The sequence below is a fragment of the Fodinicola feengrottensis genome, assembly GCF_010993775.1.
Lineage (GTDB): Bacteria > Actinomycetota > Actinomycetes > Mycobacteriales > HKI-0501 > Fodinicola > Fodinicola feengrottensis.
On the sequence record NZ_WOTO01000009.1, the window covers coordinates 123,030 to 145,236 of the forward strand.

The window sequence follows — 22,207 nt, forward strand, 5'->3', positions numbered from 1 at the left end:
AGGAAGGAGGTGGCCGGTGATCCTCAACGTCGACCTGACCAGCGACACGCCGATTTATCAGCAGCTCAGGGACCGCATCGTGGAAGCGATCGCGGAAGGGGTGCTGACCGAGGGCAGTCTGTTGCCGGCCACCAGGGCGCTCGCCGCGGACTTCGGGATCAACTTCCACACCGTCAACAAGGCGTACGACCTGCTCCGCCAACAGGGCCTGATCCGGCTCAACCGCGGCACCGGTGCGGTGGTGACCCTCACGGTCGCGGACCCGCCGTTTCGGGCGGATTGGACCGCACGGGCACGGACCCTGCTGGCCGAGGCAGCCGCCAAGGGACTGCCACCCGAAGAGGTTCTCGCGACCTGTCGGTCCATGCTCGATTCATTCGGTGCCAACCAGCCAAAGGACACGCCATGACCATTGCCGCCGTCGCCCTGAGCTGCGGGTTGTCAGCACTGGTGCTCGTCATGGCTCTGGTGCTGCCGTCGGCCGCCAGCCGCACCGTGCCGTTCGGGGTCCGGGTGCCGGCCCAGCGGGCCGACGATCCAGCGGTGGCTGGGCAGACTCGTCTCTACCGCTGGCGAGTCCTCTCGGCGGGATCGTCGTCGCCGCGGTCAGCGCGGCTATCTACGGCCTAACTGGCGAAACATTGCTGCTGCCCTTGTCGGTGCTGATGCTCGTCGGCGTCTGGTACGGCTGCTTTTCGCTGGCCCACCACGAGATTCGAGCCGCCAAAGCCGCCGGGGGCTGGTACGACGACCTGCGGCAAGGCATCGCGGTGGACACCGGACTGCGTACGGATCCACCACGGTTTCCCTGGCTGTGGCTGACGCCGGCGGTGATCGTCATCGTCGCGACGGCGGTAATCGGCGTGCTCAGCTATCCATCGATGCCCGCCATACTCGCCGTGCACTACAGCGCGAACGGCGTTCCCAACCGGTTGGCCGCCAAGTCGGTGGCCACCGCGTTCTCGCTGGTGTTCGTGCAAATCGGCGTGACCGCGCTGCTGGTGGGGATAGCGGCTGCCATCTTTTTCCGCAGCAGGCCGGACATCGACCCGGCGCGCCCGGTTGGTTCGGCACGCTGGCATCGCCACTACATGTCGCTGGGAGCCAAGGCGCTGCTCGGGCTGGCCGCGATGATCGACGTGGGAATGCTGGGGTCGTCCCTGCTGATGTGGACCGGGACGGTCACCCGGTGGGCCTCGCTGGTGGTCGTCATCCCGATCCTGGCCGGCGTCACGGTGGCTATCGTGGTCCTGGCCAGAAACAGCCGCCAGCGGGACGACGGTGAACCGGACACCGGCCTGACCCATCGGGACGACGACAAATACTGGCGGGGCGGCCTGTTGTACGTCAATCGCGACGACCATGCGCTGATGGTTCCGCGCCGCTTCGGCATCGGATGGACACTCAACTTCGGCAATCCGAGGACCGCGATGCTGTTGGCCGGCCTGGCCGCCCTGATCGCCCTGCTGATCACTCTCCGTCTCGCGGGCTGACCGACACTAGCTACCGTTTTTGGTGCCTTGACGTACATAGTTAATGCTGTGCGATGACTGGAATGTGTCGACGGGTGTCCGGACGTCCGGCACATACTCGGTGTTCCAGAGCGACGAGCGGACCACCCCGGCCGGTGGTTGGGCGAAACCGGGGACGCCCGCCGGAGCGTTGGCGGCGATCATCGGTGCCATCGTTTTCGCCAGTTTCAGAGCTGATTCCAGTGCGCCAACATGCCGGCTATGAGCTCTGGTCGCCACCTCCAGGTGGCCGTACTCGAATCGCATGACACCGAATCTGGCCGCCGAGATCAACGCCTGGCTGTGGTCGGTCAGGAGCACGCTGCCGTCCGCGAGCGATCCGGCCTTGACCCGGAAACGACCGTCGAAGCGCCGGTCGCCGGTACTGATCATCGTCCAGTTGTCCGGTGGCTCATCCGGCCCGGCAACAGGACGGTATCGGCGCACGTCCAGCCGGAACGACGACTCCGTCGTCGAGGATGTCATCCGTACCAGGCCAAAGGTGCCACCGACGCCGGAGAGCGCCGGTGCAATCGACACCCGCATCCCGTCGATCTGGCCGCACAGTTCGATGCCGGGAAGATCCTCGCTCTGCCGAATGGCGAGCCCCCACCTGCCGGCGAGCTTGCGCAGCCCAGACTTGGTCACTCCGCCGCGCCGCGCGGTAAGGATGGCCACCGGAACGAAGAGAAGAGTACGAAAATGACCATCATCGCGCCGCCGATCACGGTCGTCAGGTTGGCCGTGTCCTTGGTGGGAATGCCCGATTCCGGCGAGGCAAACCAATACAGCGCGCAGCAACCCGCGCCCTGAACAAGAAAAAACAGGACCAGCCATCTGACCACTCTCATCAGGGGATGATATTTCGCGATCGCCAAAATCAGCCGCCGCGGCCGTTGGCTTGTCCCCATCTCCGCCCGTACGGGCATCGAGTAGTTGTACCTAGACGATCATCGCGGTTGTGCTCATGGAATCCGACGGCCCGGCCGGCAGCCTGAAGACATGACAACAACGACTGTTCCGAGCGCGGCCGCGCTGGCCGCCGCCACCGGGAACGACCGCGACAGGTACGTCGACTTTCTTCGGGTGTTCTCGATTGGTGCGGTGGTGATCGGCCACTGGTTCATGGCACTTTTGTTGGCACACAACGGAGTCGCGATCGCGAAGACCTTACCGGCGCAGCTGGTGACATGGCTCTGGCAGGTCATGCCGCTGTTCTTCTTCGTCGGCGGGTTCTCGCACGCGGTGACGCTGCGATCGATGCGTCGGCGCGGCGGTACGACCGCGGATTTTTCCTTCGGTCGCGGGTGTTGCGGCTGCTGCCGCCGGTGGTGCTGATGGTGGGCTGCTATGCGGTGCTGTCCATCGTGCTGGAAATCGTCGGGTGGGCGGACGGCCCGTACGCGCTGGCCGCCGAGACGGTCACCGGTCCGCTCTGGTTCATCGGGGTCTACCTCGCGGTTTCGCTGCTGGGCTCCGGTGATGGACCGACTGCACCGGCGGTTCGGCGCGCGAGTGGTCGTTTTCCTCGCCGTCGCGGTGGCCGCTGTCGACATTCTCCGGATCTCCAGCGGTGTCAACGAAATGGGACTGCTGACCGAGTTGCTGGTCTGGTTGACGATCCACCAGCTCGGCTTCTGCTACGCCGATGGTTCCTTGGTAGCGGCTGGAAAACGCTTCCTGGCGTCGATGACTTTCGGGGCGCTCGCGGTGACGGTCATCCTGACGCTTGTCACTCACGCGTACCCGGTCACGATGGTGAGTTTCGGCGGCAGCGGCGCGGCGAACACCAACCCGGCCGACCTGGCCCTGCTGTCCCACGGATGCTGGCTCGTCGGGTTGGCGATGCTGCTCCGGCCGGCGGTTAACCGGGTACTGCGCAACCGTCGCATATGGACCGGTGTGATCATCGGAAATGGCGTCATCATGACGGTTTTCTGCTGGCACCTGACCGCGACCTTCCTGGCCGAGGGCGCGCTCGGCTGCTCACCGACATCGTGGTGCCGGCCGCCGGCGGCCTCGCCTGGTGGACGCTCGCGCTGCCGGTGTGGCTGGTCGCCTGCGGTCTCGCGCTGGTCGGTCTGGTCGCGATTTTCCGCCGGTTCGAACGGATCGCGATCGCGCCGGCCTCCCGACCAGGGACAGCCGCGCAACTGGCCGCGATTGGCGGCACCGCGCTGAGCGCCGCCGGAATGTTCGCGGTGGCGCCGATCGGCCTGACCGGACTGCTGGCACTGCGTACGGAGGCGGTGGACGGCGTTCCGATGACCGGTTTCGGCGCGCTGGCACTGATTTTCGCCGGAGTCACCCTGCTGGTGCTGAGCGGAGCTCGTCGGGAAAAGCAACTATCCGCCTGATCCGGGACCTCGCTTTCGCGAACTCGACGTTGCCTGCACCGGCGACCAGCGGAACGTCGAGTTCGCGAAGGTCTGTCTCAGAGGGTGGCCGCCAGGCTGACGAAAGTGTCCAGCGCGGCCGGGTTGCCCAGCGCATCCCGGCTGACCGCTTTTTCTGGCGCCACTCCGGCGAGAATCCTCTTCACCGGCACCTCACACTTCTTCCCGCTCAGCGTCCGCGGGATGTCGGCGACCACGAAATACCGGTCCGGGACATGCCGCGGTGACAGCTCAGTACGCAGCGCGGCCTTCAGTTTCGGCTTCAACGCTTCAAGATCCGAGTGCGGCGCCAACACCAGAAAGCACCACAGCTCACCGTCTGATGTGGACGGTCCCAGCGCGGTGGTGTCGATCACCAACGAGTCAAGAACCTCATCGAAGCCCTCCACCACCCGGTAGAACTCGGCGGTCCCCATGCGTACGCCACCACGGTTGAGCGTCGAGTCGCGCTGCGACCGAAGATCACGCACGAACCGCGCTCGGTCAGCATGAACCAGTCACCGTGCCGCCATTTTCCCGGGTACATCTCAAAATACGCGGCGCGCAGGCGGGAACCGTCTGGATCGTTCCAAAAGGACACCGGCATCGACGGCATCGGTCGGGTGACCACCAGCTCGCCGACCTCGCCGATGACGGGCTGGCCGGATTCGTCGTACGCGTATGCCGCCGCACCCAGCGCCGCGCACGACATCTCCCCCATCCACACCGGAACCGTCGGCGCGGAGCCGACAAAGGCCGTGCACAGGTCCGTCCCACCGGACGTGCTGGAGATCTGTACGTGCTCGCCGACGGCCTCCGCGATCCAGCGGAAACCCTCGGTGGACAGCGGTGATCCGGTGGACCCGAGCACCCGGATGCCGGTCAGATCCACCTCGTCGCGTGGCCGCAGCCCCTTTTTCAGACAGGCCTGGATGAAAGGCGCGGACGTACCGAAATAGTCGATCTTCTGCTCGGCGGCCAGGCGCCACAACACGCCGAGATCGGGGTAGGCCGGATTTCCGTCGTACAACACAATCGTGGCACCCACCAGCAAGCCGGAGATGAGGAAGTTCCACATCATCCAGCCGGTCGTGGTGAACCAGAAAAAACCGCTGACTGGGGCCCAGATCGCCGTGCAGGCCCAGAATCTTCAAGTGCTCCAACAGAATTCCGCCCTGGCCCTGGACGATTCCCTTGGGCAGGCCGGTGGTGCCGGAGGAATAGAGCACCCACAGCGGGTGGTCGAAGTCGACCGGCTCGTACGCCGGGTTCGCGCCCGCATTCTCGTCGAGGAATCGTTGCCAATCCAAGGTTCCGGCCAGCTCGGCGGATCCTTCGACGTAGTCGATGAGAACAGTGTTCCGTAGACTCGGAATCTCGTCCCGCAGGCGCTGAACCGTCGGCGTGACGTCGAAGGTTTTGCCGTTATAGCAGTAGCCGTTCACGGCTACCAGGACAACCGGCTCGATTTGCGCGAACCGGTCGAAAATCGCCCGCGGCCCGAAATCCGGTGAACACGACGACCAGATCGCGCCGAGGCTGGCCGCGGCCAGGAAAGCGACCAGCGTCTGCGGACAGTTCGGCGCGAGCGCGACCACTCGGTCACCTTTTCGCACGCCGAGCCCTTGCAAACCGGCCCGCGCGGACGCCACCTGCGACCGCAGCTCGGCGACCGTCAGTTCGGCGGAAAGGCCGTCCTCGCGCCGAAAAAAAACGACCGCGACATCGGTGTCCGTACGCCCCGGCAGCGCACGCAGCGCATGCTCGGCGTAGTTGAGCCGCGCACCTGGAAACCAGCGCGCACCGGGCATCGAGTCGTCCGCCAGCACCCGCTGGGCCGCACGGTGAAACCGTACGTCGAAGAATTGGGCGGCAGCGCCCCAAAATCCCTCCAGGTCGGTGACCGACCAGTCGTGCAGCGCGGCATACCCGCCGAGCGGATCCGCCAGCTCGACGCCACGGTTGTCCCGCACCCAGGCGGTGAACGCGGCGAGCTTGCTGCCCGCGGCCCGCTCCGGGTCGGGCGACCAGAGGATCTCGGGCTGCTCCGACATCGGCGACTCCTCAGCTGTGGTGACCGGCGCCTCATTCTCACCCCACCGACGGTTTTCCGCGAGTCCGTTGTGACCGATCACCGCTGTGCGAGGATGGCCGATCATGGGCGAGCAAGAGGACACCCTCATCCGGGCGCCGCTGCGGATCGAGTACGGCTCGCTGCTGTGGGTGGGCGCGCGGACTTTTATCAACAACGAGGCTCTCATCATCGACTGCGCACCTGTACACATCGGCTCGGACGTGCAGATCGGGCCGCGAGTGCTGCGTACGGTGCAGACCGGTGGACGTACCGAAGGGATCCCGGAACCATGGTGACCATAGGAACAATGTTTCCCTGTGGCGTCTCGCCGCGGGAGCTGCCGGCGTACGCGCAGGACGCCGAGCGGGCCGGGTTCGGCGAGCTGTGGGTGGTCGAGGACTGCTTCTTCGGCGGTGGCATCGCCGCAGGTGGCGCCGCTCTCGCCGCGACTGAGCGGATCGCCGTCGGCATCGGTATCCTGCCGGCCGCGGCCCGAAACGCCGCCTTCACCGCGATGGAGCTGGGCACCCTTGCCGAGCTTTATCCGGGCCGGCTGATCGCTGGGATCGGGCACGGCGTGCCGGACTGGATGCGCCAGGTGGGCGCGTGGCCAGCGTCGCCGTTGGGGCTGCTGGAAGAGCATCTGACCACGGTCCGGCAGGTGTTGGCCGGCTCGGGCGTCAGCACTTCGGGTCCTTATGTGAATGTGCGGGACGTACGACTGGTACATCCGCCGGAGATCGCGCCGCCGGTGCTGGCCGGCGTTCGCGGGCCTAAGTCGCTGGCGGTGGCCGGGCGGGCCGCGGACGGCACGATCCTCGCCGAACCGACGCCACCGGCGTACGTACGCACCGCGCTGTCGCAGATCGCCGCGGTCGGCGCCCACCAGCTGGTGGCCTACTCGCTGTTCGCCACCGACGCCGACCCGGCAGTCGCGCTGGAAACCGTCCGACCGAAGGTCGGCTCCGCGCTGGCCGGTCCCGCCGCGGACGCCCACCTCGCCGGCCAGCCGTTCGCGGACGAACTCCGCTCCCTGCGCGGGTCGACGAGCTCAGCGGCGGAGTTCACCGCCGCGCTCCCGGTCGAGTGGTTGCGCGCGCTCGCTGTCGTAGGGACGGTCGACGACTGCGTGGGCCGCTTGGATGAGCTCTCCGAAGCCGGCGCCGACTCCGTCGTACTCGTCCCCTCCGGCGATCTCGCCGCCCACCTGAGCGCGGCTGCCCCCGTACTCGCCGCCCTCCACGCTCTGTAACCCTCGGTCTGCCTCATCGACGCGATGCGTGCGTTCAGCGCACGCATCGCGTCGATGCGGCAACCTCAGGGTGACAGAGCGTTAGAGGTGGACGGGGAGTTCGCGGAGGCCGTGTACGAGAGTGCTGCGGCGGTGCAGGAGGTCCCGCGCCGGTACGGCCAACGAGATGGCCGGGAAGCGGCGCAGCAGCGCGCCGATCGCGACCTGGCCCTCCATCCGGGCGAGCGACGCGCCGAGGCAGAAGTGCAGGCCGTGGCCGAAGGACAGGTGGCCGCTGGTGTCACGGTCCGGATCCAGCCGGGACGGGTCGGCGAACTTGTCACTGTCCCGGTTCGCCGAGCCGGTGGACAGGATCACCATCGCGCCGGCTGGGATGACGGCATCGCCGATGCGTACGTCCTCCGCCGCGAACCGGATGGGTGCGTTGTGCACCGGCGAGTCCCAGCGCAGGAACTCCTCGACGGCGGCCGGCAGCAGAGCCGGGTCGGCCAGCAGGCGGTCGCGCTGCTCAGGGTGGGTCAGCAGGCCGAGCATGCCGTTGCCGATCAGGTTCGCGGTCGTCTCGTGACCGGCGATGAGCAGCATCATCGCCATCGCCACCAGCTCGCCGGGCGACAGCCGGTCGCCGGAGTCCGAGACCTCGATCAGGGCGGACAGCAGGGCACCGTCCGGCTCGGCCCGCTTGCGCTCGATGAGCTCGGACAAGTACGCCCCGAGGTTCGCGCCGGCCTCGTGCTTGTCGGATTGGGGGTTCTCGTCGACCATGGTCGCCGACCACGCGCTGAAGGACGGGCGGTCGGCGGCCGGTACGCCCAGCAGCTCGCAGATGACCTCGACCGGCAGCGACACCGCGTAGTGGTCGAGCAGGTCGACCCGACCGTCGACGACGTGGCTCGACAGCTCGTCCAGCAGCCGCTCAGCGATTGCCTCCACGCCTGGACGCAGGCCGTTGATCCGTCGTACGGTGAAGGCCTTGACCACCAGTTTGCGCAGGCGTGTGTGGTCCGGCGGGTCGGTCAAGATCATCATCGCGCCGCCGCCGACGTTGGCGATCGGAGCGGCGGCCCGCATCTCCTCCGGAAGCGTCCAGCGATAGTCCTTGGACAGCCGCGCGTCCAGGAACGCGGCCTTCACGTCCTCGTACCGGGTGACCAGCCAAGCCGTGCCACCCTCGGGCAGTGTGGCCTCGTGCACCGGCTGCTCGGCGCGTAGGAAGTCGTACGTCGGATACGGGTTTTTCCAGTACGAGTCGGAGAACAACTCGGCGGCAGGCTCGGTGACGGTCATCGTCGTACCAGCTCCTGCTCGGCCACTTCGGTCACGGGCACTCCTTCACCACTCACGGTCGTCGATGTCTGACGTTAGAAACTGACACGAGTCAGTGTCAAATATCGTTCCCGTCGATGCCGTGCGACACTGCCCAGGTGGGCACAGTGGTGGAGCCGAACGGCCGCTCTTACGGTGGCCTCAGCCCGCAGCGGCGCGAGGCCGAGCGGGTCGCCCGGTTCGTCGACGCGGGCCTGGAGGTGTTCGGTACGCAGGGCTTTCACGCCGCCACAGTGGACGCGGTCTGCGCGGCGGCCGGCCTCACCAAGCGCTATTTCTATCGGGGGTTCGGCTCGATGGAGGCACTGTTCCACGCCGTCTACCTGCGTTGCGCGGACTCCTTCATGCGGATGGCGATGAGCGTCGTCGACGACCCGTCAACCGACGCGCTCGCCTGCCTGAACCAGTTTCTCGCCGAGATCGAGTCGGACCCGCGGATCGCCGGGTGATGCTCGTGGAAGTCTTCGACATCAGCCCGACGACGTACCAACTGTGGCGTAAGACGATGAGCACTTTTGAAGACATGACAGCGAAATCGATCGGCGACCGTACGGGCGTCAACACCGCCCTGGTGGCACACGGCCTGATCGGCGCGATGCACTACATCGCCCGCGAATGGCTGGAATCCAGCTACGCCCAGCCCCGCGCCGAGGTGGCGGCCAGCTGCAACATCCTCTTCGCCGCCGTACACACCAGCCTCGATACCCAGTAGGCCGAACTTCGATTACTGAGAGCGCCGGATTGGGCCGCCTATGTGTGCTTAGCGCGAGGTTGGTGTGGTTCTGGTCGGCGACTGCGGGATAATGTCCTGCATTCGACGTCGAGTGCAGGACATTGTCCCGCACTCGATGGGCTTCGCGGCCCGCGTCGTGGGAGGCCGCCGAGGCGAGACGAGGAACTCCAGCACCTACAGCCCCAAAAACCTCAAGACACGCAAAAATTTTTCGTCTCCGCGCGTCCTCAAACCCACCCCCCACCCGATTTGGGTGGGGGCCAATTTATACCAGGGGGTACGACAGTTTCGCGCCGTAGCGGATACTTCGATGGAACCAGGACTGACGCACGCATCGCGTCGAGGAGGACAGAGTCCGGGGTCAGGTGAGTTTGCGGCCGCCGTCGACGTAGATGATCTGGCCGGTGATGAACGACGACTCGTCGCTGGTGAGGAAGGCGATCGTGTTGGCGATGTCCTCGGGCTGGCCGACCCTGCGTACCGGCGTGATCGACGCGGCCTGCTTCTGCAGCTCCTCGGGCGTCACCCCGACCCGGCGGGCGGTGTCGTCGGTCATGTCGGTCGCGATGAAACCAGGCGCGACCGCGTTCACGTTGATGCCGAACGGGCCGAGCTCGATGGCGAGCGTACGAGTGAAGCCCTGCAGCCCCGCCTTGACCGCGGAGTAGTTGGCTTGGCCGCGGTTACCCAGCGCGGACACACTGGACATGCTGACGATCTTGCCGTACTTGCGCTCCACCATGTACTTCTGGACGGCCTTGCTGGCCAGGAACGCGCCCTTCAGGTGCACCGCCACCACGGTGTCCCAGTCCTGCTCGGTCATCTTGAAAAGCAGGTTGTCGCGGGTCACGCCGGCGTTGTTGACCAGGATGTCGACCGAGCCGAACTCCTTGGCCAGCCGGTCCACCGCGGCGGTGATCTGCTCGCCGTTGGACACATCGGCGCCCAGCGCGATTGCCTTACCGCCAGCCGAAGTAATGGCGTCCACAGTGGACGCGCAGGTCGACTCCTCCAGGTCCAGGACGCCCAGCGCGGCGCCGTCGGACGCGAGCCGGCGAGCCACCGCCGCGCCGATCCCGCGGGCGGCTCCGGTCACCAGTGCGACTCTCTGCTCAGGTGTGGCCATCGGGTCGTGTCACCTCTCGGTTCAGGGGGCGCTTGTACGTACGTGGCGCGATTCTAGAACGGCGTTCGTTTGCGCACCCGCGGGTGTGAGATATCCCTACCGCCCGCCAGCGACTCGCAGGATGGCGCCGGTCGTGTACGAGGCCTCGTCCGACAGCAGCAGCCAGCAGATCGCCGCCGCGATCTCGTCCGGATCGGCGGCGCGCCCGATCGGCAGCGTCGGGGCCATCCGCTCGATCCGGCCCGGATCGCCGGCCTCCGCGTGGAGTGTCGTCGCCACCAGGCCCGGCGCCACCGCGTTCACCCGGATCCCCTGCCCGCCGACTTCCTTGGACAGCCCCATAGTGAAGGCATCGACTGCGGCTTTGCTTGCCGCATAATGCACGTACTCGCCAGGACTGCCTAAAGTGGCGGCCCCGGAAGACAAGTTGACGATGGCGCCGCCACTGCCGCCACGTTCAGTGGACATGATCCGTACGGCCCGCTGTGCACAGAGCTGCACGCCGACAATGTTGACCTCAGCCACCCGCCGGAAGACCTCGCCGTCAAAATCGGCGAACGGGCCGAGCGGCCCGGTATACGCGGCATTGTTGACCAGCCCAGTGATCGGCCCGAGTTTTGCTGTCGCCGTCTCAAAAAGCCGATCGATGTCCGCCTCGGACCCAGTGTCGGCCTGGACCACCAACACCGTCCCGGGTGCCAGCTCCCGTACCAGATTCTCGGCCGACTCCTCGTCTTGCCGGTAGCTGACACACACCACGTGCCCCGCCGCCACCAACCGGCGCGCCGTCGCCGCCCCGATTCCCCGAGTCCCACCCGTCACCATTGTCACCTTGGTCATGATCACGACGGTATACGGCCGGTCACTTGACTATCCAACGATGTCGCACGCACGTACCGAACTTTTTCCGATCGCACCGCGGCGGCAAGGTCGGCGGGGTCCAAGCAGGATCCAGTAGCGACTGCCAGCGCGCGCGGCCAATCCGGCCGTACGTCAGTATTGGTCCGCACACTCGGCAGCTTGCCGGCGGATGAAGGAGCAGCATGGCTGGGACGTTTGAGATCTTCGTGGACAAGGGCGGGAAGTTCCGGTTCCGGCTGCGGGCCGGCAACAACGCGGTCGTCGCGGCTGGCAGCGAAGGTTACGCCAGCGCGGGCGACGCGCAGCGAGGCGCTGAGGCCGCGCAGCGGGCCGCCGACGGCGCCGACATCGTGGACCTGTCCGGCAGCTGAGTCGCCGTAAATGGCGTGCGACCGACGGCGTACGCCAGCATGATGCACCGATATGACGGTCATTCATTTTGTGCAGCATGCCGAAAAACAGTCGACCGCCGGCGATCCGGGACTGACTGAACATGGTCATCGTCAGGCGGCGAATGCCGCCGCGCAGTTCCGCAGCCTCGGGATCACCAATCTCTACAGCAGTCCCCTGCGACGCGCGCTGGAGACAGCACGTCCGTTCGCCTCCGCAACCGGTCGGACGATATGTCAGGACGAGTCCTTGCGTGAGCGGATGAACTGGGACGGACTGCTGGCCAGGTCCGACTTTCTCTCGGACTGGAACAGGTCGACGCGCGATCGCGACTATTGCCGCGCGCGTCGGCGAATCATCACGAGCCGCCGGGGAACGCCTTCGATCGTTCGTCTTGAGCGTCCAGGACATCCCGGGCCTGGTCGTCGTGGTCACTCACGGCGGCGTGACGGTAGATCTTCTCCGTACGCTTCTCGGCGATGACAACCTGCCGCCGAGTCTGATCGCGGATGGCGTACCTCCGTGCGCCATTACCACCCTCGACGGCCTCCAAGTCACCTCGCTGCCGTTCAAGGCGCCCACCGGGAGGGAACTCGTAGCACGAAACCCGAACTGCGGGCCCGACGAGACTACGTTTTAACCGTCCCGTAGACCATTTTCCGGATTGGCGCGGCGACCACGTGTGGGCGTTCCATCATCAGCATGTGGCCGTGTGTCCGGCTCGACGTGCAGGGTCGCGGACGGGATGGAGTCGGCCAGCTCGCGGCTGTGCCGGACCGGTGTCAGCACATCGTTTCGGCCCACCACGACGGCAACTTGCGCACCGGCGAGCGCGATCAGCTGGGATCGGTTGTCGTACGCCAATAACGCCGGATAGAGATCCACGATCGTACGAGCCGGCGTCGCGTGGATCATCTCGGCGCAGGCGCGTACGGCCGAGGCGGGCGCCGCCGGGCCGAACCCGACTCGCTGGAGTTGTCGCTGGTGTATCCGGTATTTCGGTGGCAGCAAACGACGAGCCCGGTCGATGCCGCCCGGATATCGCTGACCCACCGCCAGCAGCGGTGCCGGCAGGTTTCGGGCTAGGTGGGCGAAACGGCCGCGCCGCGGGTGCCGGTCAGCCAGGCCGCCGGCGGCGGTGCTCACCAGCACAACGCCGGTCACCCGCTCCTGGATATACGAGGGGTGCGCGGCGGCCAGAGCCATCACGGTCATGCCACCCATCGACATTCCGGCGAGCACCACCGGCCCGGTCGGCGCCACCGCTTCCAGGACCGCATAAAGGTCCTCGCCGAGCCGGTCGACCGTCACCGGCGAGGTGTTTCCCCAGGTGGACTGGCCATGCCCGCGCTGGTCGTACGGACGAAACGGGTGCCGCCGACGTCCTCGTCATGGGCGAGCGAGCGTAGTGATCGGAGTACGGGCGTCCACGACTGGGCGCGCAACGTCCAGCCGTGCGCGAAAACCACCGTGACCGCGCCGTCCGGGTCGCCGGTGATGTCCACGTGCAGGCGGGCGCCGTCGTCCGTACGCACAGTGCGGACGCGCATGTCAGACGCCGCCGCGCAGGGTGATCCCGCCGTCCAGGACCAGGGTCTGTCCGGTGATCCAGCCGGCCCGGTCGGAGGCGAGGAACGCGACCGCGGCGGCCACATCCTCCGACTCTCCGAGCCGCTTCAACGGGTACGCGGCGGCCACGCCGGCCTCGTCCGCCGCGTAGAGCTTCTCGGCGAACCTGGTCTTGACGACCGCAGGCGCCACGGCGTTCACCCGTACCGAAGGCGCCAGCTCCAGCGCCAGCTCCTGGGTGACGTGGATCAACGCGGCCTTGCTGGCGCCGTACGTGCCGATGCCCGGCGCCGGCCGCAGCCCGCCGAGCGAGGCGATGTTGACGATCGAGCCGCCGTTGTCGGCCATCCATGCCTTGTACGCGCGGCTCGCCCAGGCCATCGCGGCGAAGACGTTGACCTCGAAGATCTTGGCGACCGCGGCCGGCTCGATGTCGACCATCCGGCCGAAGACCGGGTTGGTGCCGGTGTTGTTGACCAGCACGTCGAGGCTGCCGAACGTCTTGATAACCGTCTCGACCACCTCGGCCTGGTGCTCCGGGTCGTGCGCCTTGCCAGCGATGCCGATCGCGTTCTCCGGACCGCCCAACTGGTCCACCGCGGCCGCGAGCGGCTCAGCCGAGCGCGCCGTGACACACACCTTCGCCCCGTTATCGACCAGTTCCTGCGCGACCGCCAGCCCGATTCCCCGGCTGGCTCCGGTCACCACGGCCACTTTCCCGTCGAACGAGCCCATGCCACCCCTCACGCTCACTACCGCTTGGTAACACCTGACGGTAACCCGCCACCGCACGCCGCCGCGACAGACCGCCCGATACGGTCAGTACGCTGCCCAGATGGCCTTAGATCATCGCTCGAGAATGAGCACGCTGGCGGCTGTCCTTATCGCCGCCCTCACGCTCGCAGCGTGTTCCAATGGCACCGCGTCACCGCCCAAGCAGACCGTCAGCCCCAAGGTCGCCGCCGCGGCGAGCCCGTCGACGGACCCCGGTGCCCCGATCACGATCTCTTTCGCCGGAGATGTCCATTTTACTGGGCGTACGGCCAAACTGCTCGACGACCCGAGCACCGCCTTCGGCTCGATCGCGACGCAGTTCCAGTCCACCGACCTCGCGCTGGTCAACCTGGAGACGGCCGTGACGACCGGCGGGACGCCACAGCCCAAGCAGTTCGCCTTCCGTACGCCCGGCACCGCCTTCGACGCACTCAAGGCGGCCGGCATCGACGCCGCCGTGATGGCGAACAACCACGCGCTGGACTACGGGCAGACCGGCCTCGCGCAGACGCTCGCCGAGTCCAGGAAGCGGAACTACCCGGTGATCGGCATCGGACACAACGCCGATGAGGCATGGGCGCCGTGGATCGTGAACGTACGCGGCACGAAGATCGCGTTCATCGCGGTCAGCCAGCTGCACGAGCTCTCCGATGTCTGGACCGCCACCGACACCCGGGCCGGCGAGGCTTCGGCGTACGTGAACCTGCCTCGTACGATCGCCGCCGTCAAGGCCGCCCGCAAGGAGGCCGACGTGGTGATCGTCTACGTGCATGGCGGCACCGAGGGCCAGCAGTGCGCGACGCCCGCGCAGAAAACGCTCGCCAAACAACTGTCCGACGCCGGCGCTGACGCGTACATCGAGACGCACGCCCACCTGCTGCTTGGCGACGGGTGGATGGGCAAGACCTTCGTGGAGTACGGGCTCGGCAACTTCCTCTGGTGGCAGGACAACGCGCTCAGCAACGACACCGGGGTCCTGAAGGTCACGATCAAGGACAAGAAGGTGACCGGTGGTCAGTTCACCCCGGCACACATCACCAGCACCGGCCAGCCGGTAGTGGCGACCGGCTCCGAAGCGACCCGTATAACCGACAAGTTCGACGCGCTGCACGCCTGCACCGGCCTCGCCCCATCGCCGAGCTAGGCCTCTTCGACGACTTTTGGTCGCTCCCGTTTCCAGAGGAAATAAGCCAAAGCAGCGACGAAGACGACCACCGAGGTGAAGTCGTTGAGCCGGATCCCGAGGAAGTGGTTGACGTGGTCCGTGCGCAGTGCCTCGACCCAGAACCGGCCGACGGTGTACGCCATCACGTACAGGGCGAAGGCCTGACCACGGCCGAGCTTGAACCGTTTGTCGGCCCAGATGACCAGGAAACCGACGCCGACATCCCACAGCAGCTCGTACAGGAAGGTCGGGTGGTACGTGCCCGGCAGCGTGCCGATGGCGTGGCCGGTGGCCGGGTCCAGTTGGTGCACGACCAAGCCCCACGGCAGGCTGGTCGGTCCACCGTAGAGTTCGTTGTTGAACCAGTTGCCAAGCCGCCCGATGCCCTGCGCGAAGACCAGCCCGGGGGCGACCGCGTCGGCGACCAGCGCGAACGACAGCCCGAGGCGGCGGCACGCGATCCACGCGCCAAGACCGCCGAGCACCACCGCGCCCCAGATGCCCAGGCCGCCCTTCCAGATCGCCAGCGCGTTCCACGGGTTCTGGCCGGCGGCGAAATACAGCTCGGGGTCGGTGACGACGTGGTAGATCCGGCCACCGATGATGCCCAGCGGCACCGCCCACAGGGCGATCTCGGTGACCGCGCCGGGCGGGCCGCCGCGGGCCGCCGCGCCGCCGGTCGGTCAGCACGACCGCGACCACGATGCCGGCGATGATGCAGAACGCGTACGCGCGCAACGGCAGCCAGCCGAACAGGTACCAGACGTTCTGGGTGGGGCTCGGGATCATGCCCCGAACGTACGACCTACGCGGCCCCGCCGCGGGCACCTCCCCCTCCGAATGACTCAGGTGCCCGCGGTGGGTGCTCAGTGTGCAAGAGGTGTCTTGCGATACGCAAGAGTAACGTCGTACCAATGGCAGCCGGGACACGTGAGCGGATCATCGACGCCGCGCTCCGGCTGTTCGGCGAGCGAGGGGTCGCCGCCACGCCGGTGACCGCGATCGAGGCGGCCGCCGGGCTGGCCTCGGGCAGCGGCAGCTTCTATCGCCATTTCAAAGACAAGAACGAGCTGCTGCTGGCTGTGATCGAGCGGGAAATGGCGCGGGTGAAGAAAAACCTGCCGCAGCTCGCCGACCTGCCGCGCGGCGACGATCGCTCGGCCGCGCCACTGGCCGCGCAGTTGATGAGCGACCTGGACTTTCTGGCCGACCTGCGGCCGATGATGGCCATCCTGATGTGGGAGCGGGGACATCCCAGCGAGCTGTCCACCAAGGTCCGCGGCGCGATGGTGGAGCGGGGCGTCGAGCTTGGGGTCGCCGACCTGCTCGTGCAGTCCCGTACCCCGGCCGTCAAGGACGATCTCGAGGCCGCCGCGACCGTGATGATGTATGCGATGGTCGGCTATTTTCTCGCCACCGACTTCTTCGGCGCCGCCGCGGGCGGCGTCAGCGCCGAACGTTTCACCACCACGCTGGCACGGCTGATGGTCGACCCGGCGGACATCGGGCACAGCCCACCCCGTGACGTTTGACATGGGCGCGGCGAAGGCCGCGGTCGTACGGTCCAATCATGAGAAATCGAAACGCCATTCGCGCACTGGCTGGCCTGGCGGTCGCGGCACTCGCTTTCACCTGCTCGACGATCCCGGCATCCGGGGCGGCAGCACCAAAAACCGTTGGCCACCAATCCCTGAACCTGGATTTCGGCGACTTCACCGCCAAAGCCGAGCTCGACTATCCCACCTGGCGAAAGAACGCGCCGGTGGTCGTACTCATCCCCGGGTCCAGCCCGGAAGACCTGAACGCCGACATTCCGGCCGGCCCGGACGGCAAACAGCTGTCACATATCTTCCTTGACCTGGCGAATTCGCTGACTGCCCGCGGATTCGCGGTTATGCGCTATAACAAGCACTACGTGACGAGCATGACGCAGGTCGATTACCAGAGCTACTACACCAAACTCACTCTGCAGGGCATGCTGAAGGACGCCGGAACCGTACTCACCGCGGCGCAGAACAATCCGCACGTCGACCGGCATCGGGTCTTCCTTTACGGCTGGAGCGAGGGAAGCACGGTCGCCGCGGCACTGGCGGCCGCACATCCCGAGCTGACTGGCATCGCGTTCCAGGGACCAGTTACCCAGTCGTGGCCGAGCCTTTTCCAGTGGCAGTACGAAATGGTCGGCGTCCCGTATCTTCGCCAATTCGCGGTGAACGGCGGCGTCGGGTCGGACGAACTGAAGAAGGCGTCCGCCGGCAGCGGCGGTCTGGTCGCCAAGGAGATCATCCAACTGCTCGCGCCGCAGTCCTATACCGGCGGATTTCAGCATCGACCCGGCACTGGATCCCAACCACGACGGCCGGATCGACATCGACAACGAGCTGCTGCCTGCCATTCCGGGCCTGATCGCGAAGCTCGTCACCGGCCCCCTGCACATTTACGCGCCCGGCGAGGCGCTGCCCGATGTCAGCCAGGTCGCGCCGAAACTGCGGATGCCGATCCTGGTGCTGCAGGGCGGCAACGACGCGAACGTACCGGCTTCGGGCGCGGCGACCCTGAACCGGAACCTGCACCGCGACCACGTGGTCAGGATCTATCCCGGTCTTGGGCACACCCTCGGCCGGACGGCGACCCAGATCGGCGACAACTTCCAGCCGATGACCGCCCCCAACCGCAGGCAGATCTCGCCCTCTGGCTGCTCCTGCACAGCTAAGCCTCACTATCGAGAGTCGTCACGGCGGCTCGGCTCGCCGCCGCGACTGGGCTCGCTGGCGCGGCGTTTGCCACAGGAATCACGTCACTCGACGCCCAAAGACACAATGTGAGTGCCACTCGGCGAGTGGCACTACTTTCCGCGTCACTCGCCGAACCCGACCCGGACCTCAGTGCCTACCCCACGGCACCAGCAACTCCGACAAACCAGGTGCGGCGCGAAACTGTCGTACCCACCCTGTTTTCTTACCCCCACCCAGTGAACGGGGCGGGGGGTGGGTCAGAGGCGACGGCCAAATTTTCGAAAGACATCGGTCCTCAAACCCACCCCCCACCCGTCACTGGGTGGGGGGCAAATCTGCCGGAGGGGTACGACAGTTTCGCGCCGCACTGGCTTTTCTGATCAGGTGGTCAGGGCGGTTTGGACGAGGTTGGCGTAGCCGACCTGGCCGTCGCGGTTGGGGTGGTAGGACTCGGTGATCGGGTCCGACAGGCCGTTGAGCCACTCGGCGGAGTCACAGATCTCGTGGCCGGTGAAAGCGGACCGCGGATCGACATAGCCGAAACCGTGGGCGCTGGCGCGACCGCTGGTTGTGGCGGCGAGCAGGTGCTGGTGTCGTTCAGCCGGGACATTTCGTCCGGGCTGATCCGGGCGCCCGCGTTGCACTGCTGGCCGTTGAAAAGTCGCGGGTAGCCAACCACCACGACCTTCGCGTTCGGGGCCAGCGTGTGGATCTTGGTGTAGAGACCGTCGAGCACTCCCGGCAGCGTGTTGCGGATGTACGTCTGCGCCTTGTCGATGTCGCCGCCGCACGTGTACGGCCACGGCTTCGCGCATTGGGTGATCACACTGGAAAAGCCGGCGTCGTTTCCACCGACGGTCACTGTCACGTCGGCGGTGCTGGCCGACAGGCTGCCCAGCTGGTTGAGCACGTCCGGGACCCGCGCGCCCGAACAGGCGGCGAACGTCAGCGTCAGACCGAGGCGCTGCGCGTCCAGGACGGGATAGGCGTAATTCGACCGTTTGCAACTGGTGTTGTCGTACGTGTACGACCGCGTACCGACCCCTGAGCTGTAGGAATCTCCCAGTGCCGTATAGGCGGCCCCGGCGGCATGTGCGGCGCCGCTTCCCGTCATCACGCAGGCGATCGCGAGACCGCCCACCGTCATTACCCGCGCCAACCGCTGCCCGAACCGACTCATGGCGAGCTCCCTGGTCGTGGAGAGGATGCCGCACAATGATGAGGTGTAAGTGAGGTGCGACACAAGACCCAATTCGGAAAATTATCTCCAAACGGGTCGGCATCCATCGCCAAAGTATGGGAGTTACACATACAAACGGCCTACAAGGCGGCCGGAATTCGTACGGCTGAAAGACTGGCTTACCGCAGTCGGGCCCGGTCGATGATCGCGGCGGTGTCCAGCCGAGACGGCAGGGTGCCGAAAGCGACCCCCCAGTCATCGGCCAACCGAGAGGCGCAGAAAGCGTCGGCGACGGCCGGATTGCCGGTGCGTACGAGCAACGAGCCCTGCAGCACCAGCGCCATCCGCTCGACTATCCGGCGGGTCCGGTATTCCAGGTCTTCGAGGTCGGACAGTTCCTTGTGCAAATGGGCGATCGCGCTGTCCAGCCGGGCGTCGACGCCGGCCGCGAGGTCCACCTCGGCGAAGAAGGCCTCCACCGACTCCGGCTGTTTTGCCATTGCCCGCAACGAATCCAGCGCCGCCACGTTCCCGGAGCCCTCCCAGATCGAGGACAGCGGCGCCTCCCGATAGAGCCGCGGCATGCCCGATTCCTCGACATATCCGTTGCCGCCAAAGCATTCCAGCGCCTCGGCCGCATGCGCCGGAGCGCGTTTGCACACCCAGTATTTGCTGACCGCGAGCCCCAACCGGCGGAACATCTCCTCCTGCCGGTCGCCGCGGGCCGCCCGGTCGGTGGCGCCAGCGAGCCGCATCGCGACCACGGTGGCCGCCTCGGATTCCACCGCGAGATCGGCCAGCACATTGGTCATCAGCGGCTGATCGACCAGCAGGGCACCAAAAGCACGCCGGTGGCAGGTGTGGTGCACGGCGTGCACCAGGCCCGCGCGCATTCCGGCGGCGCTGCCCAACACGCAGTCCAGCCGGGTGTTGTTGACCATCGCGATGATCGTCCTTACGCCCTGGCCTTCTTCGCCCAGCTGCCAGCCAACGGCATTGTCATACTCGATTTCGGCCGACGCGTTGGACTTGTTGCCAAGCTTGTCTTTCAAGCGCTGCAAGCGAATCGGGTTCCGGGTCCCGTCCGGCAGCACCCGCGGCAACAGGAAACAGGAAAGGCCGCCGGGTGCCTGCGCGAGGGTCAGAAACAGGTCTGACATCGGCGCGGACGTGAACCACTTGTGGCCGACGAGGGTGTACGTGCCGTCCGCATTCGGCGTGGCGGCGGTGGTGTTCGCGCGTACGTCCGAACCGCCCTGTTTCTCGGTCATGGACATGCCGGCGATCAGGCCGCGTTTTTCGGTGGGTACGCGCAAACCGAAGTCGTAGCTTCGCGCGGCCAGCAGCACCTCGTACTGCTCGGCCAGCCGCTGGTTCGCCCGCAAAGCCGGAATCGCCGCGTACGTCATGGAAATCGGGCAGCTGTGACCCGCCTCGACCTGTCCCCAGACCAGGAATTTCGCTGCCCTGGCCACATGTTCGCCCGGCCGGTCCGACCGCCACGGCGCCGCGTGCAGGCCGTGCTGGACCGCGACGGTCATCAGGTCATGCCAGTGCGGGTGGAATTCGACCTCGTCGATCCGGTTCCCGAACCGGTCGTGTGTCTTCAAGATCGGTGGGTTCGCGTTGACCAGCCGCCCCCATTCGCGAGCTTCCTCGCCGCCGGCCCGTTCACCCAGCTCGTGCAGCTCCGGCTCGACCCATCCGGCGCCCTGCTGGCGGACGCTTTCCAGCAGCGCCGGATCCGCGGCCACGTCGTAGCCGTCGATCGGCGGCACCTGGTTAGTGACCTCGTGTGTCGTCGACATCGGAGCCTCCCAAAGCACGAATGGCGAAAGTGACCAGACTCGGTATCACGTCCGGATGCGGATTTCCGTCCGCGAGCGGCCCGACCAACACCTCACCCACCCACCGCGCCGATCAACGCGGCCGCGGTGGTTTCCGGATCTTGCGGGGGAAGGGCGCCCGAGTGCACTCCCCTGGCTATTTGTTTGGCGGCTTGGCCGCGGAAAGTACGCCGAAAGGCCAGCCGCTCGGTCTCCACCGCCGGGTCCACCGGCTCGGCCAGCAGCGCGTACGCCAGCCGCGGCGATTTCAGTGCCCGGCCAGCGAAAGTCTCGACAAAGGCGACGATCCGTTCGGTCGCGGTGCCCGGCACCGCCATCGCCTCGTCGATCGCTCGTACCTCCCGGCCAACCGCGGTCCGGAACAACTCGACCGCGAGCTCCGCCTTGGACGGGAAGTGCTTGTAAACCGTGCCGGTCGCGATCCCGGCGCGGGCCGCCACCGCCGCCATCGAGCAGCCCGGGTAGCCATGCTCGGCGAGGATCGCCAGCGCGGCATCCACGATCGCGACCCGCTGGCTGTCCAGACGGGCCTGCACCTGGGGCGTACGGCGGTACGCGCAAGAAGTGAAGCACTGATTCACTTCTTCACGCAAGCCCTACCCGGGAACCGGCCGGTCAGGCAAGATCGAGGCCATGCAATGGCGACACATCCTGGGCTTCGCCCTCGCCGTCCTGCCCATCTGCCTGACGCCGGGCGCCAGCTTCAGCCTGGTGACCCAGCGAGTGTCCACTGGCCGGCGGCAGGACGGCCTGATGGTCACTTTCGGTACGGTGACTGGCCTTTTCGTGCACGCGACGCTCGCCGCGGCTGGTCTGTCCACGCTGGTCATGCGTTCGTCGGAGGCCTTCACGGTGGTCAAGATCGGCGGCGCCGGCTACCTGGTGGGGCTCGGCTGCTGGACCCTCTGGTCGACCCGCCGCCGCAAGAGCGCGGCAAGCCACCCCGCCACGCCCAAGCGCAGCCGACTGCCGTGGAGCGGCCACCACCCGTACGTACAAGGGCTGCTCAGCAATGTCCTCAACCCGAAGGCGGCCTCGGTCTACCTGACCCTCGTCCCACAGTTCCTCAACCCGCAGCGGCCGATCGCCGTCCAGATCGCGTTGCTGGCGCTGGCCCACGCGGCGGTGGTGATCGGCTGGCTGACCGGCTGGACTTTCGTGGTGTCCGCGGCCAAACGGGTGCTGACCGCCTCCTGGTTCAAGACCGGCATGACCCGGGTGACGGCCACCGTCCTCATCGCTCTCGGCGTCCGCGCCGCCGTCACCGATTAGGAGCAGAGATGCTGGAA

At 66.8% G+C, this 22,207-nt stretch carries 29 protein-coding genes and 4 pseudogenes; 17 read left to right on the top strand and 16 right to left on the bottom strand.

Annotated elements, in window-relative coordinates:
• Positions 1 to 16 precede the first annotated feature (16 nt).
• Genes GNX96_RS10935 through GNX96_RS10945 form a run of 3 tightly spaced genes read left to right on the top strand, consistent with a single transcriptional unit; the run spans position 17 to position 1,493 of the window.
• Complete coding sequence (locus GNX96_RS10935; protein WP_163567987.1) at positions 17 to 409, top strand: GntR family transcriptional regulator; 393 nt, start codon at positions 17 to 19, stop codon at positions 407 to 409.
• On the top strand, positions 406 to 630 hold the full coding sequence (locus GNX96_RS10940; RefSeq protein WP_163567988.1) for a hypothetical protein: 225 nt from the start codon (positions 406 to 408) through the stop codon (positions 628 to 630). Before GNX96_RS10935 ends, GNX96_RS10940 begins: the two co-directional genes overlap by 4 nt.
• An 11-nt stretch (positions 631 to 641) precedes the next feature.
• Positions 642 to 1,493, top strand: coding sequence for a DUF1648 domain-containing protein (locus GNX96_RS10945; protein ID WP_163567989.1), 852 nt, complete (start codon positions 642 to 644; stop codon positions 1,491 to 1,493).
• 6 nt (positions 1,494 to 1,499) lie between these two features.
• Here the strand turns inward: GNX96_RS10945 and GNX96_RS10950 are convergent, their stop codons facing one another.
• Together GNX96_RS10950 and GNX96_RS10955 are read right to left on the bottom strand one after the other, a co-directional pair.
• Complete coding sequence (locus tag GNX96_RS10950; RefSeq protein WP_163567990.1) at positions 1,500 to 2,159, bottom strand: hypothetical protein; 660 nt, start codon at positions 2,157 to 2,159, stop codon at positions 1,500 to 1,502.
• A complete protein-coding gene (locus GNX96_RS10955; RefSeq protein WP_163567991.1) occupies positions 2,156 to 2,440 on the bottom strand; it encodes a hypothetical protein in 285 nt (94 codons plus the stop codon). Before GNX96_RS10955 ends, GNX96_RS10950 begins: the two co-directional genes overlap by 4 nt.
• Positions 2,441 to 2,513: 73 nt before the next feature.
• Between GNX96_RS10955 and GNX96_RS10960 the strand changes: the two genes are divergently transcribed.
• From GNX96_RS10960 to GNX96_RS10970, 3 genes are all read left to right on the top strand, one after another.
• Complete coding sequence (locus tag GNX96_RS10960) at positions 2,514 to 2,849, top strand: hypothetical protein (protein WP_163567992.1); 336 nt, start codon at positions 2,514 to 2,516, stop codon at positions 2,847 to 2,849.
• A gap of 144 nt (positions 2,850 to 2,993) precedes the next feature.
• Positions 2,994 to 3,692: a hypothetical protein gene (locus tag GNX96_RS10965; RefSeq protein WP_163567993.1), complete on the top strand. Its 699-nt coding sequence runs from the start codon at positions 2,994 to 2,996 to the stop codon at positions 3,690 to 3,692.
• Positions 3,693 to 3,703: 11 nt separating this feature from the next.
• Positions 3,704 to 3,868 carry a hypothetical protein gene (locus GNX96_RS10970; protein ID WP_163567994.1) on the top strand — a complete coding sequence of 55 codons (165 nt, stop codon included), beginning with the start codon at positions 3,704 to 3,706 and terminating at the stop codon, positions 3,866 to 3,868.
• A 77-nt stretch (positions 3,869 to 3,945) separates the two neighbouring features.
• Here GNX96_RS10970 and GNX96_RS50725 read toward each other — a convergent pair whose 3' ends face one another.
• The 3 genes and pseudogenes from GNX96_RS50725 to GNX96_RS50735 form a co-directional block, all read right to left on the bottom strand.
• Positions 3,946 to 4,377: an acyl-CoA synthetase family protein gene (locus GNX96_RS50725; RefSeq protein ID WP_279579986.1), complete on the bottom strand. Its 432-nt coding sequence runs from the start codon at positions 4,375 to 4,377 to the stop codon at positions 3,946 to 3,948.
• The gene (locus tag GNX96_RS50730) at positions 4,260 to 4,967 is read right to left on the bottom strand and encodes an AMP-binding protein (RefSeq protein ID WP_313885629.1); all 708 of its coding nucleotides are present in this window, start codon (positions 4,965 to 4,967) and stop codon (positions 4,260 to 4,262) included. The genes GNX96_RS50725 and GNX96_RS50730 overlap by 118 nt, the downstream gene beginning before the upstream one ends.
• 79 nt (positions 4,968 to 5,046) lie before the next feature.
• A pseudogene (locus GNX96_RS50735) lies at positions 5,047 to 6,147 on the bottom strand (AMP-binding protein); the annotation flags it as partial.
• On the opposite strand from GNX96_RS50735, the gene GNX96_RS10980 reads away from it, so the two are divergent.
• Both GNX96_RS10980 and GNX96_RS10985 read left to right on the top strand, forming a co-directional pair.
• Entirely contained in the window at positions 6,044 to 6,256 is a 213-nt protein-coding gene (locus tag GNX96_RS10980) for an LbetaH domain-containing protein (RefSeq protein WP_163567995.1), read from the top strand. The pseudogene GNX96_RS50735 and the gene GNX96_RS10980 overlap by 104 nt on opposite strands.
• Entirely contained in the window at positions 6,250 to 7,212 is a 963-nt protein-coding gene (locus tag GNX96_RS10985) for an LLM class flavin-dependent oxidoreductase (RefSeq protein WP_279579987.1), read from the top strand. Before GNX96_RS10980 ends, GNX96_RS10985 begins: the two co-directional genes overlap by 7 nt.
• An 81-nt stretch (positions 7,213 to 7,293) precedes the next feature.
• Here GNX96_RS10985 and GNX96_RS10990 read toward each other — a convergent pair whose 3' ends face one another.
• Positions 7,294 to 8,499, bottom strand: coding sequence for a cytochrome P450 family protein (locus GNX96_RS10990; RefSeq protein WP_163567997.1), 1,206 nt, complete (start codon positions 8,497 to 8,499; stop codon positions 7,294 to 7,296).
• Between the two features lie 116 nt (positions 8,500 to 8,615).
• Here GNX96_RS10990 and GNX96_RS10995 point away from each other — a divergent pair, with 116 nt between their 5' ends.
• On the top strand, positions 8,616 to 8,987 hold the full coding sequence (locus GNX96_RS10995) for a TetR/AcrR family transcriptional regulator (protein ID WP_163567998.1): 372 nt from the start codon (positions 8,616 to 8,618) through the stop codon (positions 8,985 to 8,987).
• Positions 8,984 to 9,250, top strand: coding sequence for a hypothetical protein (locus GNX96_RS11000; protein WP_163567999.1), 267 nt, complete (start codon positions 8,984 to 8,986; stop codon positions 9,248 to 9,250). The genes GNX96_RS10995 and GNX96_RS11000 overlap by 4 nt, the downstream gene beginning before the upstream one ends.
• Before the next feature lie 382 nt (positions 9,251 to 9,632).
• Here the strand turns inward: GNX96_RS11000 and GNX96_RS11005 are convergent, their stop codons facing one another.
• Positions 9,633 to 10,397, bottom strand: coding sequence for a beta-ketoacyl-ACP reductase (locus tag GNX96_RS11005; RefSeq protein WP_163568000.1), 765 nt, complete (start codon positions 10,395 to 10,397; stop codon positions 9,633 to 9,635).
• Between the two features lie 96 nt (positions 10,398 to 10,493).
• The gene (locus tag GNX96_RS11010; protein ID WP_163568001.1) at positions 10,494 to 11,237 is read right to left on the bottom strand and encodes an SDR family oxidoreductase; all 744 of its coding nucleotides are present in this window, start codon (positions 11,235 to 11,237) and stop codon (positions 10,494 to 10,496) included.
• 203 nt (positions 11,238 to 11,440) lie between these two features.
• Here GNX96_RS11010 and GNX96_RS11015 point away from each other — a divergent pair, with 203 nt between their 5' ends.
• Positions 11,441 to 11,629, top strand: coding sequence for a YegP family protein (locus tag GNX96_RS11015; RefSeq protein ID WP_163568002.1), 189 nt, complete (start codon positions 11,441 to 11,443; stop codon positions 11,627 to 11,629).
• 52 nt (positions 11,630 to 11,681) lie between these two features.
• Positions 11,682 to 11,915 (top strand): annotated as a pseudogene (locus tag GNX96_RS63105) (histidine phosphatase family protein); the annotation flags it as partial.
• Positions 11,916 to 12,006: 91 nt separating this feature from the next.
• Here GNX96_RS63105 and GNX96_RS50740 read toward each other — a convergent pair.
• From GNX96_RS50740 to GNX96_RS11035, 4 genes are all read right to left on the bottom strand, one after another.
• Positions 12,007 to 12,201 (bottom strand): hypothetical protein, encoded by a 195-nt coding sequence (locus GNX96_RS50740; RefSeq protein ID WP_279579988.1) that lies wholly within the window; start codon positions 12,199 to 12,201, stop codon positions 12,007 to 12,009.
• Positions 12,202 to 12,284: 83 nt separating this feature from the next.
• Complete coding sequence (locus tag GNX96_RS11025; RefSeq protein WP_279579989.1) at positions 12,285 to 12,959, bottom strand: alpha/beta fold hydrolase; 675 nt, start codon at positions 12,957 to 12,959, stop codon at positions 12,285 to 12,287.
• Positions 12,956 to 13,198, bottom strand: a complete 243-nt coding sequence (locus GNX96_RS11030; RefSeq protein WP_163568004.1) for an alpha/beta fold hydrolase — start codon at positions 13,196 to 13,198, stop codon at positions 12,956 to 12,958. The genes GNX96_RS11025 and GNX96_RS11030 overlap by 4 nt, the downstream gene beginning before the upstream one ends.
• 1 nt (position 13,199) lies before the next feature.
• Positions 13,200 to 13,952 (bottom strand): SDR family oxidoreductase, encoded by a 753-nt coding sequence (locus GNX96_RS11035; RefSeq protein WP_163568054.1) that lies wholly within the window; start codon positions 13,950 to 13,952, stop codon positions 13,200 to 13,202.
• A gap of 124 nt (positions 13,953 to 14,076) precedes the next feature.
• Between GNX96_RS11035 and GNX96_RS11040 the strand changes: the two genes are divergently transcribed.
• The gene (locus GNX96_RS11040) at positions 14,077 to 15,135 is read left to right on the top strand and encodes a CapA family protein (RefSeq protein ID WP_163568005.1); all 1,059 of its coding nucleotides are present in this window, start codon (positions 14,077 to 14,079) and stop codon (positions 15,133 to 15,135) included.
• Positions 15,136 to 15,170: 35 nt separating this feature from the next.
• Here the strand turns inward: GNX96_RS11040 and lgt are convergent.
• A pseudogene (gene lgt, locus GNX96_RS11045) lies at positions 15,171 to 15,912 on the bottom strand (prolipoprotein diacylglyceryl transferase); the annotation flags it as partial.
• Here lgt and GNX96_RS50745 point away from each other — a divergent pair.
• The 3 genes from GNX96_RS50745 to GNX96_RS11055 all read left to right on the top strand — a co-directional run bounded on the left by GNX96_RS50745 (position 15,860) and on the right by GNX96_RS11055 (position 17,869).
• On the top strand, positions 15,860 to 16,000 hold the full coding sequence (locus tag GNX96_RS50745) for a hypothetical protein (RefSeq protein WP_279579991.1): 141 nt from the start codon (positions 15,860 to 15,862) through the stop codon (positions 15,998 to 16,000). The pseudogene lgt and the gene GNX96_RS50745 overlap by 53 nt on opposite strands.
• A 70-nt stretch (positions 16,001 to 16,070) precedes the next feature.
• Positions 16,071 to 16,688: a TetR/AcrR family transcriptional regulator gene (locus GNX96_RS11050; RefSeq protein ID WP_163568006.1), complete on the top strand. Its 618-nt coding sequence runs from the start codon at positions 16,071 to 16,073 to the stop codon at positions 16,686 to 16,688.
• A 38-nt stretch (positions 16,689 to 16,726) separates the two neighbouring features.
• A complete protein-coding gene (locus GNX96_RS11055; RefSeq protein WP_163568007.1) occupies positions 16,727 to 17,869 on the top strand; it encodes an alpha/beta hydrolase family protein in 1,143 nt (380 codons plus the stop codon).
• A gap of 410 nt (positions 17,870 to 18,279) precedes the next feature.
• Here the strand turns inward: GNX96_RS11055 and GNX96_RS11060 are convergent, their stop codons facing one another.
• From GNX96_RS11060 to GNX96_RS11070, 3 genes and pseudogenes are all read right to left on the bottom strand, one after another.
• Positions 18,280 to 19,071, bottom strand: coding sequence for an SGNH/GDSL hydrolase family protein (locus GNX96_RS11060; protein ID WP_279579992.1), 792 nt, complete (start codon positions 19,069 to 19,071; stop codon positions 18,280 to 18,282).
• Between the two features lie 179 nt (positions 19,072 to 19,250).
• Entirely contained in the window at positions 19,251 to 20,879 is a 1,629-nt protein-coding gene (locus GNX96_RS11065) for an acyl-CoA dehydrogenase family protein (RefSeq protein ID WP_163568008.1), read from the bottom strand.
• Positions 20,854 to 21,499, bottom strand: a pseudogene (locus GNX96_RS11070) (TetR/AcrR family transcriptional regulator). The gene GNX96_RS11065 and the pseudogene GNX96_RS11070 overlap by 26 nt, the downstream one beginning before the upstream one ends.
• A 52-nt stretch (positions 21,500 to 21,551) precedes the next feature.
• Here GNX96_RS11070 and GNX96_RS11075 point away from each other — a divergent pair.
• Entirely contained in the window at positions 21,552 to 22,190 is a 639-nt protein-coding gene (locus GNX96_RS11075) for a LysE family translocator (RefSeq protein WP_163568009.1), read from the top strand.
• Positions 22,191 to 22,207 lie beyond the last annotated feature (17 nt).